Source organism: Bradyrhizobium sp. STM 3843 (assembly GCF_000239815.1).
Classification (GTDB): domain Bacteria; phylum Pseudomonadota; class Alphaproteobacteria; order Rhizobiales; family Xanthobacteraceae; genus Bradyrhizobium.
In genome coordinates, this window is record NZ_CAFK01000120.1 from 1 (window position 1) to 11,616 (window position 11,616).

The 11,616-nt window shown below is 62.4% G+C and carries 11 protein-coding genes and 1 pseudogene; all 12 read right to left on the bottom strand.

Translation table 11 applies throughout. The features are described from left to right. Positions 1-1,716: glycine-rich domain-containing protein (locus BRAS3843_RS40735; RefSeq protein ID WP_347379580.1), on the bottom strand; the 1,716-nt coding region annotated here is incomplete at its 3' end. 4 nt (positions 1,717-1,720) lie between these two features. Continuing rightward, positions 1,721-3,703 (bottom strand): hypothetical protein, encoded by a 1,983-nt coding sequence (locus BRAS3843_RS15255; protein ID WP_139024871.1) that lies wholly within the window; start codon positions 3,701-3,703, stop codon positions 1,721-1,723. Positions 3,704-3,816: 113 nt separating this feature from the next. Beyond that, the gene (locus tag BRAS3843_RS15260; RefSeq protein ID WP_008969842.1) at positions 3,817-4,461 is read right to left on the bottom strand and encodes a hypothetical protein; all 645 of its coding nucleotides are present in this window, start codon (positions 4,459-4,461) and stop codon (positions 3,817-3,819) included. After that, entirely contained in the window at positions 4,458-5,543 is a 1,086-nt protein-coding gene (locus BRAS3843_RS38885) for a hypothetical protein (protein WP_008969843.1), read from the bottom strand. The genes BRAS3843_RS15260 and BRAS3843_RS38885 overlap by 4 nt, the downstream gene beginning before the upstream one ends. Before the next feature lie 11 nt (positions 5,544-5,554). Beyond that, positions 5,555-6,223, bottom strand: coding sequence for a DUF2612 domain-containing protein (locus BRAS3843_RS15270; protein WP_008969844.1), 669 nt, complete (start codon positions 6,221-6,223; stop codon positions 5,555-5,557). After that, positions 6,220-7,647 carry a baseplate J/gp47 family protein gene (locus BRAS3843_RS15275; protein WP_008969845.1) on the bottom strand — a complete coding sequence of 476 codons (1,428 nt, stop codon included), beginning with the start codon at positions 7,645-7,647 and terminating at the stop codon, positions 6,220-6,222. The genes BRAS3843_RS15270 and BRAS3843_RS15275 overlap by 4 nt, the downstream gene beginning before the upstream one ends. Positions 7,648-7,654: 7 nt before the next feature. Next, entirely contained in the window at positions 7,655-8,023 is a 369-nt protein-coding gene (locus BRAS3843_RS15280) for a hypothetical protein (protein ID WP_008969846.1), read from the bottom strand. A gap of 14 nt (positions 8,024-8,037) precedes the next feature. Then, complete coding sequence (locus BRAS3843_RS15285) at positions 8,038-8,733, bottom strand: hypothetical protein (protein WP_008969847.1); 696 nt, start codon at positions 8,731-8,733, stop codon at positions 8,038-8,040. Further along, the gene (locus tag BRAS3843_RS15290) at positions 8,730-9,617 is read right to left on the bottom strand and encodes a hypothetical protein (protein WP_008969848.1); all 888 of its coding nucleotides are present in this window, start codon (positions 9,615-9,617) and stop codon (positions 8,730-8,732) included. Before BRAS3843_RS15290 ends, BRAS3843_RS15285 begins: the two co-directional genes overlap by 4 nt. Before the next feature lie 3 nt (positions 9,618-9,620). Further along, positions 9,621-9,926, bottom strand: a complete 306-nt coding sequence (locus BRAS3843_RS15295; protein ID WP_008969849.1) for a hypothetical protein — start codon at positions 9,924-9,926, stop codon at positions 9,621-9,623. A gap of 2 nt (positions 9,927-9,928) precedes the next feature. Further along, positions 9,929-10,513: a hypothetical protein gene (locus BRAS3843_RS15300; protein ID WP_008969850.1), complete on the bottom strand. Its 585-nt coding sequence runs from the start codon at positions 10,511-10,513 to the stop codon at positions 9,929-9,931. Continuing rightward, a pseudogene (locus BRAS3843_RS41525) lies at positions 10,510-11,616 on the bottom strand (hypothetical protein); the annotation flags it as partial. The pseudogene BRAS3843_RS41525 and the gene BRAS3843_RS15300, both read right to left, overlap by 4 nt.

Sequence of the window (11,616 nt, forward strand, 5' to 3'; positions counted from 1 at the left end):
AGTCCCTGCCGCTGCGCCGCCTCCTGAGCCGCCACCGCCGTTACTGCCGTTTCCTGCTGTAGTTGGCGTGCCTACGCCGCCGCCAGATCCCTGAGCGTTGTTTCCTCCATTGCCGCCGGCTCCAGTGCTCGAATTTCCGGTCGCGCCTGCCGACCCGCCGCCATTGCCGCCACCACCGCCGCCCGGCGTCGTGATCGATCCGGTGTTAGCTGGAGCGCCGCCATTCTGGCCCGCACCGTTAGGGCTGGCTGCGCCGCCGCCTCCCGCACCTCCGTTTCCGGTCGTGCTCGTTGAGGTGGTCCCGCCCGTGCCGCCGCTCTGCGCAAAGCTGGTCCCAGGATTTGCAACACCGCCGCCGTTGCCGCCAACAGCGGATGAGGCCACACCACCTGCGCCGCCCGTTCCGGGACTTCCCGTTGTGCCACCGGCACCGCCCTTGGACCCGACGACGACAGCCGAGCTACTGATCGCCGCACAGTTTGACGTCGAACTACAGAGCCAGGTATCCCCGCCGTTGGAGCCGCTTGCCGTAGATCCAGATGCGCCTGAGCCAACGGTGAATGCGACTGTCGCGCCTGGGGTCAACGATACGTTGACCGCTTTTGCCCAGCCTCCGCCTCCGCCTCCGCCGCCGCCGCCCAACCCGCTCGCCGAACCGCCGCCCGCGCCGCCACCGCCGATTGTCTCGATCGAGTTGGCTGCGCTGTTCCAGTTGGCAGGAACGACCCACTGAGATCCCGCAGTCAGGACAACAGTCGGCTGCTGCACGGTGTAGCTGACGATCACGACCCCGGAGCCGCCCGCGCCGCCGACGCTGCCCGTGCCCTGGTTGCCGCCGCCGCCACCACCGCCGCCGGTGTTTGCGGTGCCGGCGACGCCCGGTTGCGCAACGCTGTTGATGACGCTGCCACCCGCACCACCGCCGCCCGAGCCGCCGGCACCGCCCGAGATCGTGCCAGAGCCAATATTTCCGCCGACGCCACCGCCGCCCGCATATGCGACCGACGCGCCGGAAATCGACGACGTGCAGCCATTGCCTCCAAGGCCCGAAACCGGAGCACTCACCGTGCCTGAGGAGCTGCCGCCAACGGTGCCGCAACCACCACCGCCGCCGCCAACGGGGATTCCGCTCGGGCTTGAACCGCCGGCATTGCCTTGGCCCGTCGTATCGCTGCCTGGGTTGTCGCTGCCGCTTGGAAAGTTCGGCCTTGAGCCGCCACCGCTACCGCCGTTGAGCGCCGATGCGGTGCCGCCGCCGCCACCACCCCCGCCGATCGCAGTGTTTCCAGCAAACGAAGAATTGCCTCCGGCCCCGCCCGCGCCAGCATTTGCGCCAGCGGTGCCCCCAGCGCCAACGGTGACAGAGAATGAAACCGTGATCGGTACGAGCATAGAGCCCGCCAGAAAGCCGCCAGCGCCGCCACCACCGCCGCCGCCGTTGTTGCCGGATCCACCACCACCGCCGCCACCACCAGCCACAATCAGATAGTTGAGCTGACCCGCGCCAGTGCAACTAAGCGTCCCGCTGCTCGTGAACGTGTGGATGCGAGTCGTGCCCGAGGCTGTGACGGTCCCCCCAGTGCAGTTCAGTCCGCCGGAAGCGGCCTGTGCCATCAGCACGGGCTGGAACGTGCCCGGCATATTGGCTTGCGCAACGCCGAGGAACGCAACCCACGGCGCTACGACGAGCGAGAGAACAGCGGTGCAGAACTTCATCGGATCACTTCACGTTCGGAATGAGAGACGCGACACAGAAAGAGGCGCTGCGGCACGAATAGGTCAGCACGTCGACTGCGTTCGGCGTTGTGGAGAGTGACGGCGTCACGCCGCCGGCAAATTTGAAGATGCTGTTAAAGACCGCGGTGCGCCCGCCGGTGCTGTCTTGGATGAATGCGATCGTTCCTGCCTGCCCCGCCTTCACGTTGTTCAGGGTCATGGTGGTGATATTCCCGACCATGGTCACCGCGGTGTTGATGAAGGTCGAGAAATCAAAGGTGGTAGTTGTGCCGTAGGTTGTCGTCGTCTCGGCCTGATAGATGACGCTCGCCGGCACCACGACATTGCTGGCACCAGCGAAATACTGCGATGCGTTCGCGAGTGCGGCCGACGCCAAGTCGGCATAGGTGACGAGCCCGCTGGCCGTGAAGCTGTTGAACACGGTGAGGCCACCGCCACCTTGCCCGACCTGCACGGCACCAGTGGAGACGTTGCCGATCGCGACGACGCCCGAGCCCTTGCCATTGATGGAAAGGCCTTCGTTCGTGCTGGGCGACACCACTCCGATGCCTGCGCCATTTCCGGCCGCTTGACCAACGACAGACACACCGGTCACGCTCGATGCGACCGATGCGTTGACCTGCAGAACCGGGTTCGAACCTCCATTCGGACCGACCGCCAAAGCGTTCGCGCTCGCCGATTGAATGACTGTTGCGTTCCCAAGTCCGATACCGCCGCTCGAGATATTTCCGATGCTGATGCTACCGGTGCCCTTACCGTTGATAGAAAGATTCGTGTTGGCCCCGGAATCGATCGTATCCAGCCTGACCGCGCCGCCGGTCGCCGCTCCAGTGATCTTGAGCCCGGCCGCCTGCGAGGTCGCCGAGGCGTCGACCTGAAAGGCCGGATTGGTTGCACCGCCCGGCCCGACAACGAACGCCGCCGCAGAGGGCGACGTGATCGAGACAGGCCCGGTGATGCAGAGCGTGTTCACGCCGATCGTGCAGCCGTTGAGCGCAAGGCTCGCGCCGGTCGTCGTTCCGATCTGCGTTGGCGTGCAGGTCGAGCCAAGCACACAGTTCACTCCGCCGACTGTGATCGACGAATTGAGCAGAGCGGCGTTCGGAATATTCAAAAGCGTGTTGTTCGCCCCGCTGATCGTCTTATTCGTCAACGTCTGAGTGTCGGCCGTGCCGGCTAGATTTCCGCTCGGGGGAAATGTCTCGAGGACATTCGCAATTGTGACCGTCCCCCCGATGCTCACCGCGCCCGAGACGTTCGCCGCGGCCGCCGTCACCGTTCCGGTGAGGGTCGGGCTCCCCGACATCACGACGTTGCCGGTCCCTGTGATCGGATATTCGCCCAGCACCCCAGCATTGTCGAAAAGCACGCGAGCGGAGTTTCCAAGCGCGACGGTTGTGACCCCAATCGAGACCGTGCCCGCCGACGCGGTGATGGTGCATACGCCGCCAAGGGCACAAGTCTGGCCATTGACGGTCGTCGAAGCGTTCACCAGGTCGGAGTTCTTGACCAAGCCGGGCGCGGAGAACGCCGAGGCGATCGAAACGCCCGCTGAGAAGGTCTGCAGGCCCGTCCAGGTGTTCGGGTTCGGAAGCCTGAGCGCGAGATTCCCCCCGGTGACCGTCAGCGTGGAATCGGTATTCAGGCCATAGGTGACGATGCCACCCGGGAAGCTGACGGACAGCGGTGCGGTTGCGGCGAAACTCGAGGCCGTGCCGCCCGACAGCGGACCGATCGTGACGCCATTGACGCGAACGAACAGCCCGGCATTGGTCACCCACAAGTCACCGTTCGCCGGGTTGGGAGGCGTAGTGCCTGGAGTGATGTTCAGCCCGGAGTTGGAAGCATTCGGCGCCGCAGTCACAAGTCGGCCGGTCATCGTACCGCCGGCAATGCTTAGCGGCACATACCCAAGGTCATCTTGCTTTGCTGCAAATGCCGTGTTCCATTGACCGGCGGTCGGCACCTCGCCCCTTGTCCAGCCCGGCGAAGATCCGGCGAGTGCCGGGCACGCAGCCGTGGTCAGGAGCCATGCCGCTGCGGCCGCGCTCCGCAAGAAGTTCTTCATGTTCGGCTTTCTCAGAAGGTGGGGAGTTTCCAACTGCCGATGGTTTCGGCCGTTAGGCCTTCGATGTCATGGTGAGCCTGGGCAGCCGCCATCTCGATCGCGGCGATGCGCTCACGCCGCTCGTCCTGAGCCTTGAGAAGCGTGGTGTCCTCTGGCGCCCGCTCCGCCTCAACGCGCGCGGCAATCTGATCGGTCGTCAACACAGCGCCTGTGATCTTCTTCAGCAGACCTGAATTTGCCTCAAACAGCTCCGTCGCTTTGGCATTGTCAGCTGTACGGATTGCTGTCTCGCGCAAATTGAACAGGCGTCGCTTTCCAGGCGGCACAACAGCATCAATCGCCCTGCTCTCGGCCAAAGACACCTCGCTCATCAATTCCGCCTTACGAGCCGCAAGCCTCTCGGCAGTCGTGGGACCGTAGTCGACGACTTCAAAATTGAGGTCATCATTCTCGTCGAGCACACTCTCGATCAGAGGATGAGCGCGCGGCCGCGGATAAGCGACGTGGCGCCTCTCAATCGGAACGTCGTTCTTTTGATCGTCTTCCACGCGCGCCATATGTGCGCGCCATGACCTCATTTCGGCAGCATGCGCGGCTGCGGCAACGTGGAAATTCTTGATGCCGGCAATCGCCGACGCGGGGATTTTCTGTTTCATAGGGCGAGATTCCAATAGACAGCCATACTGCGGTGAACGGTGTTGTGCGGCTGGTTGCCGCCCGCGCTGTACGTCGTATCAAGTCCGTTACTGCTGGAGACGCGAACGCCGGTGCCGGTGGAGGTTGTGTTTCCAGTGAACTGAAAGCCAAACGAGCCTCCGCCGCCGACGTTCACCGAACTCGTGCCCGCGGAGAAGAAGTTGCTGCTGGAGTGGAAATGGGTCGGGTCGGAAATTCCTGCGGAGTGAGCGTGACTCGGCATCTCATTGGAGTTCAAGGTGTGCAGAGTCTCGCCAAGCACTGACCCCACTTGCGTCGTGCCGCCGATGGCGAATGGGACGCTGTTCAAGAGACCAAGGCCACCATTTCCCATCCCGTCAACGCCGATCAGAGCGGTACAGCGCAGATCCGGAAGCGTGATGTTATTGTTATTGATCCAATCCGAATCGGGATTGGGACCGCGGGCGATCGCCTGGCCGACGCTGCTGAACAGTGGACACTGCGCGTTCGAAAAGTTCAGCCACACGAACCGGAAGAGCAATTGATTGGCTGGGTTCGCGCTGTTGCCGCCGGCATTCGTGTTGCCAATTCTCAGGCCGTTCGCCGGCACGTATCCGTAAGGAACAGAAGCGGAGAGCGATGGCACTGGCGTTCCTACGGGAAGCTGTCCCGGAGGAGGAATCCATCCGGCTGCACCGGCCGAATCCGGGTCAGTCTGATTATTGTCCACGGTCGACAGCCACTTCCGACCCAACACCACCTTTGAGCTTAAGGTCGCGCCGGCCGGATATCCTCCGATTGCTGCCGCGAAGGTCGCGTCAAATTGCCAATGGCCTCCGGCTTGCTGCCATTGCTGGATTTCGGTGATCTGCTGCAGGATGCCATTCATGTCCTGGCCGAACGGCGGGACGCCGCCGGCAGCAATCGGCGTCATCGTCAACGGCGGGAAGCCGTCATTGAGCGATGCATACCCGGGATTGATCCCAATCTGCGAATCCACCGGGATCGGCCGAATAAACGGCCCCTGCGCGTTCACAGCCCACACCTTCGGAAATTTGGGGGGCACATTGGCTGCAAGCATAGATCGGCACCTTAGTAGTAGGGATTGATGACGACGGTCGCCTGAACGCCTGTCGGTTTCGGCAGCACGCCGGACTGACCGACGATCGCCTGCTCCACATCCGTGAGCAGAAAGCGAAACGTGTACGTCATCGTCATGTTGAGACCGTCGGTCACGTAGCAATTGCCACGGCCCGGAAAGAGCGTGCGAAGCATTTGATTGATGCTCTTGATCGAGCCGTCGCAGATGTTCGCGAATGCCTTCGCATAGATCAGCGTGCGATATGCATCGTCGCTCAGATTAAAGTTCGTCGTCAGCGGCTGGCCGACGTAGAACGGAGATTGATTGAACGGATCAGCGCTGACAGGCGACGCTTCGTCGAAGCCGAAATATTTCCCCGGATTGCCGACGTTGAGCGTTCGGCTGACGTCGACGATGCGGCCCCACACCTCAAGGCCATAACCCTGCGCGGACGCGACGTTCATGATGTAGTCATAGAACGCGTCGAGGTTCGCGGTCTGATCCAGATACGTATCAAAGTTACCGATGAGCGTGGTGAGCACATCGCTGTTCGCATATTGCGAAATGATCGTCTGCCAATAATCGAACGGAGGAATGTCGCCGATCGGGCTGACGCCGATGATGAATTCTCCGACCCCATTGGAGCCGGGTTTCGCCCTGAAAGGATCAGGTCCGCTCATCCGGTCACCGTGACCGCGATGTTATCTGCGGAGATCGTCGGCACCTGGTTGATGTTCACGCCCACGGAAGTGCCGATCGGCACGACGCCATAGATGGTCTCGGCCGCGACATTCTGGGCTTTGCTGACCTGCCAGACGTTGCCAGCACCGGCCGTGATCTTTGTTCCCGGCAGGATGATGCCGCTGGCATCGTCAAGCGTCTGGCCGACAGCCAGCGCGCCGGACTGCGTCGCGGTGACAGTAAGGACGTTGCCCGCGATCAATCCTGCAACCTGCGCAGCCGGCGCGTTGCGCGATCCGATGGTGACAGACAGGATCTGCGCCCAGGAGCCCAGCTTGACGATCGGCGGATAATAGCGGCTTGCAAGGAGCGTCGAGCCGATGCGCGCCCGTGGTAATCCATCCGCACCGGCGAAAGCCTGCATAATCGCCTGCTGGATCTGCGACACGGCGTCCGACGGTACCAGGGGATTGTTCAGCAGATTGATCGCAAAGAGGACATCGAGCGATGGCGGGACGAGGAACGTCACGTCATAGGAGGGATAGGGAGGCGTCAGGCCTGCGCTCTGATCCTGCACCGTGACTGTGGTGTTGCCGTTATAATTGCAGCCCGGGGCCTTCTTCGACCAGATCGCGGTCGCAACATTGAGCGCGGCGCCGCCGACAGCCGCGACATAAAGCGAGTTCGGAACGAGGATTTGACCGCCGATGGTTACCTGTTCCGCGAAGGCATTCTCGGTCACATAGGCGTCGAGCACGCCCGGGACGCTCAGTACCGCGCCGCGGACTGATGGCACCGAACCAAGCGAGTTCAGAGCGACTGAGGCGCGCCGCCTTTCTTCGAAAGCCTGGGGACTCTCGACATCGGTACCGAGCACGCCATCGGTCAGATTGGTGATGCTGTCCCAACCGGGGATTGATTGATAGATGCGGTTGAGTGTACCGGCAGGACACGGAATCGGACCGGTGTTGGTGCATTCAAACGGCAGGACAATACTGCCAGATTGCGGGATCGTGCCCGCCTCGGTGCACACGTAAATATTGTCATCCTCAGCGCGGGCCAGTGCCCCGACTGGGATCGGGACGCCGGCGAGGCCCGTGCACGTCGCCAGCACCGCAGTCGGCTGCGCGGGATTGCGCTCGATGAAGTAAATTCGGCCGATCGCATCCTGAAAGCGGCCCACGGCATAAGCTGGATCAAACTGGTTCGATAGATTGACGAACGTATCGTTCGCATTCGCAGTGATCGCGGTCATGCTCGAGGCGAGCTGCCCCTGTGGCGTTTCAAGCGCGGGATTGAGCCCGCCGCCGAAGGCCTGATCGATGTCGGCCTGCATGCCCGTGAGAACGTCCTGCTCTGGAGGCGCGACAAAGCCGTTCGGCCCGAACGTGATGCCCGGGACGTTGGTCGTAAGAGTTGCCATTTTCGGCTCAGTTTCCGGGAGGCGCGACGAAGGTTGCGGCCGTGACGTTGCCGTTCGCGTCGATGACCTGGACTTGCCCGGACACCGTTCGATTGACGATTGAAGAGATGAAAACCTTCGCGGACACGACGCCCGGCACCGACTTTGCGGCGTCGGTGAACTTCGACTTGATCAGCGCGATGTTGGGGCGCTTGCCGAGCAGCTGCTCAAAGTACGGGATGCCCTTTGATGTGTCATACCAGAGCTCGCGCGCGAACAACTTGATCGCGCTCGCAGCGTCCTGAGCGAGCGCATATGGCTCGCTGGCAAGCGCGATATTGCCCGAGACATCTTTGACCAGGTCCCACGTAACTGAATCCAGCAACAGTGTCTTCATTCGCGCGAGCTCTGTTAATGAGGCGGCTGGGTGTTGCTCTGGCCTTGCGACACGCCGCCGTGTGTATGGTTCTTGCCGCTGATGCCCGCCGCAACCACGTCGGTGTCACCGGTGATCGTCCCGCTCGCGTGGATATCGCCTTGCACGGTCATATTGCCGATGACGAAGATGCCGCCGTTCTTGAATTCGAGCACGTTGCCGTTCTTGTCGGCAGCCTTGAGACCCGTCGATGTGAAAGTGATGTATTGCGTCGGCGCGGCGCTCAAGACGGCGCCCAGATAGATCGCGTCGGCCGGATCGAACTTACGGGATGATCCCGGGTTTGCCTGCGACTTGTTCGCCTTGACCGACGAAATGTCGCTGCTGGCCGAGAGCATGATCCCGATGTCGCCCACCACCGGATCACAGATCACAGCGCCATTTCCGCCGGCATAGCGGAAATAGAGCGCGTTCGAAATCGTGCCGTGCGGCGTTGCGTTGCCCTGTCCGTCCAGCTGGTTGACGAGCGGCTGCAGGCTCACCGTGCCGGTATCCTTCGCCTCGCCCGCGTTGGTGACGCTCTTGACCTGCGCAAGCGTGACGGTCCACGCGCCGGCCAGGATCTGCTTCGCGATGAAGGACATCGCATTGAACTGGTCACCGGCCGTCGTCGGATCGGCCGCACCTTGATAGCCGACGTTGTTCGGTGACGGGACATTCGCATCACTCATGCATTGGCCTGCGCAAGCGGTTTGTTGCCAATGATCTCGGAGAACCAGGCGCCGTCAGGGATTTGGCTTTCGAGATTGTGGGCAAGGTTTGTGACCCGCCACGTGCCATTAGCGCCACCAATGACGCTGTTCTGCACGGCGACGTTGCCCATGAAGCGGATCGATGGGTTGTAGAGGCATTGCAGCCCGATCTGGCCTTGCCCGCGATAAGACGGGTATCCGATGAGCGTTCCGTTTGTGGGATCGAGCACCGGCGCGGTGCCCTTGCGCGCGCCGTTCTTTGGCAAGATCGACATGACGCCGTTGTCATCGTCGAAGACCACGTAAATGTCGGCGGCCTCGGCGGCCGCGAGGGCCTGCATTCTCGCGGTGCCCGGCAGATACGGGCTCGACAGCTGCACCTTCACGCCGTTGTTTTCCAGCGTGTAGCCCATCTTGCCGGCAAGATCCTGCATGATGTCGGCGACGTCAGTTGAGCCCGGATAGGCCGACGGCGCGATCGGCTTCATTTGGCCGAGCATGCCCGTGAACGCAACGACGTTCAGGCTCACCTCTGGCGCATTCGAAGCGTCCGGCCATGCATCTTGAATGCCACCGGCGAACGCAAGCGACATGTTGCCGTTGCTGTCGCCGGCTGTGATCGTCACGGTGTTGTTGCGGATCACGGTCGGCACCAGGCCGATACGAGACAGCTGGTTCATCTTCGACGCGGTCAGGCCCCAAATCCGGATGGAGGCCCGGTTCATCGCCGGCACGCCGTTCTTTTCGATCCGCACGCTGGCGCGCACGTTCGAAATCGTGGTCGAGTTCGATCCGCCGCTATCGCCGAACGATCCCGTTCCGAGCTGGAACTGGAATGAAAGCGAACGCTGGACGAACGACATTGACTACGCCGGCAGGTCTGACTTTTCGAGGTAATAGAGCAGGTATCGGCTGCCTAGCCCGTCATAGGTCGGGTCGGATGAGCCTTGCGTATCCCAGAACGCGAAATCCCCAACAAAACCGAGATAGGCGTCGCGAATGATCCTGTTCCAGTTCTGGCACACAATGCCTTGTCTGACTGGCGAGTCGTTGACGCTCAAATCCATGTAGAGCCCGAACCAGCGCGTTCTAAGCGTGATCTGGCACAGCTGGTTCGCGAGCAGGATCGACAGCTTTTGATTTGGCACCGCGCGCAGCGGGACGATCAGCATGACTAATTCACCTCGGCCGAGGGCGTAGAGCTCGGGCTCTGCGGCTGTACCTGGCCGTTGTCGGTTTCCCCGGCCCCCGTCGGCGATTGCGTATCCCCGAACTCGGACTCGGCGCTCTCGTTGACTAGCTCGCAATGGAGGTCGACCACCAGCATGCCCTGCCCATTCTCGGCGGAGCGGTGATAGTCGTAATGCGTCGGGTTGACGTTCGAATAGGTCGCCTCAGGCGTCACGGCATCGAACAGGTCGAGCGAACCGATGATGGCCGCGATCGATTCCAGCAAATCCTGTCGGGCGCCAAGCGTGTAGCCGGCCACGAAGCGCAGCACGACGCCGAAAGGGACCTGAACCTTGTTGAAGCTGGTGAAGGCGCCTTGCTCGAGCGGCGCCTTGGAGATCCGCCAATCCTCGCGGAAATCGAACGCGACAACGGTATCAGCGACGATTACCGGTTCACCGTCCTGGAATAGGCCCCACTGCGGGGCGCCAAGGCCGAGGAGCGAGACGGCATCGGCAACCAGGAGCGAGACGTCATCGAACACGTTAACGTCGCTGGGAAGGCCCGGAAGGCCGAGGATCGTGCTCATGGCGTCAGCCCGGTATTGGCTTGGGTGGTGATGGCCGCGGGACCGTTGAGCCGTCCCTTGAGCTCGGAATGAAGATCGCGCGCGATGCCGGCGGCATCGGTTGCCCTGGTGTTGATTGTGATCGAGCCAATGCTGACGTCAGTTTGCCCGCCGCTGCCGATGCCCTGCCACCGGCCAATACCGGTGTTGGCCGCGCCGTGGAAGTCGCCCCAGCCGTGTTTCTTGGCCCAATTCAGCGCGTAATCGATGCCCTGTCGCTCATTGGCCGGGTCTCGCGGATCCAGTCCCGTATCCGCCTCAAACTGATCGCCAACCGCGTGGCCGCGGCCGCCAGGCGTCACGTGCAGCTGAAACGCGCCGAAGGACTGCTCGCCGGGGATCGAGCTCTTGAACGTGTTGAAGCCCTCGCTGCGAGCGACCCGCATGGCGACATCCGGGTCAATCCCGATCTTGGCAGCGACCTGCCGGATATAGGCCTCTTTCTCGGATTGCGAGCTGAACGCGCCGGACCCGCCGCCGCCGGCCGCAAGTCGCTTATCCGCCTCGATGAGCGAACGGCCGTAATCGGTCAGCTTGCCGTTCTCATAGATGTTCTTTTCGCCGCTGTTCGCCTCCGTTGGCGCCAGCACGGTGGCAACGCCGACGGCTGCGGCTCCGGCCGGCCCCGTCGCGGCGATTACGGTATCAAGCCCGAGCAGCCGCAGAACCCATGCCGCGGGCTTGAGTGCCGACAGGCCGACGATTGCGGACAGCACCCCGCCGATTGAATCCGCGAGCCCACGATTGTTGTCGATCCAGCCGGAAACCGATTTCGCGACCTTGGTAAAGGCAGGCTCGACGTCAACGACCAGATCGCGGCCGACCGACGTGATGGCCTGGTCGAGGCTCACCCATGCATCTTGCATCCGCTGCATGGCTGCGGCCTGTTCGGGCGTGAGCGCGCCGAGCTTCGCGTCTTCCCAATCCTTGCGGACCTGGCGGACTCCTTTCAACGCCTCGTTGATTGCGTTCTGATCAAGGCCGCCCAGCTGGCCGACGGTGTTGACGAGTTGCGGATCGTTGCGATGCTTCTCCGCCCACTCGACGAATTTCATATAGGTGTC

Excerpts from the sequence above, each read along its gene's own strand:
- BRAS3843_RS15270 (WP_008969844.1), bottom strand. The coding sequence starts at position 6,223 with ATGAGCGGACCTGATCCTTTCAGGGCGAAACCCGGCTCCAATGGGGTC.
- BRAS3843_RS15295 (WP_008969849.1), bottom strand. The coding sequence starts at position 9,926 with ATGCTGATCGTCCCGCTGCGCGCGGTGCCAAATCAAAAGCTGTCGATC.
- BRAS3843_RS15300 (WP_008969850.1), bottom strand. The coding sequence starts at position 10,513 with ATGAGCACGATCCTCGGCCTTCCGGGCCTTCCCAGCGACGTTAACGTG.
- BRAS3843_RS15285 (WP_008969847.1), bottom strand. The coding sequence starts at position 8,733 with ATGAGTGATGCGAATGTCCCGTCACCGAACAACGTCGGCTATCAAGGT.
- BRAS3843_RS15260 (WP_008969842.1), bottom strand. The coding sequence starts at position 4,461 with ATGAAACAGAAAATCCCCGCGTCGGCGATTGCCGGCATCAAGAATTTC.
- BRAS3843_RS15280 (WP_008969846.1), bottom strand. The coding sequence starts at position 8,023 with ATGAAGACACTGTTGCTGGATTCAGTTACGTGGGACCTGGTCAAAGAT.
- BRAS3843_RS38885 (WP_008969843.1), bottom strand. The coding sequence starts at position 5,543 with ATGCTTGCAGCCAATGTGCCCCCCAAATTTCCGAAGGTGTGGGCTGTG.
- BRAS3843_RS15290 (WP_008969848.1), bottom strand. The coding sequence starts at position 9,617 with ATGTCGTTCGTCCAGCGTTCGCTTTCATTCCAGTTCCAGCTCGGAACG.
- BRAS3843_RS15275 (WP_008969845.1), bottom strand. The coding sequence starts at position 7,647 with ATGGCAACTCTTACGACCAACGTCCCGGGCATCACGTTCGGGCCGAAC.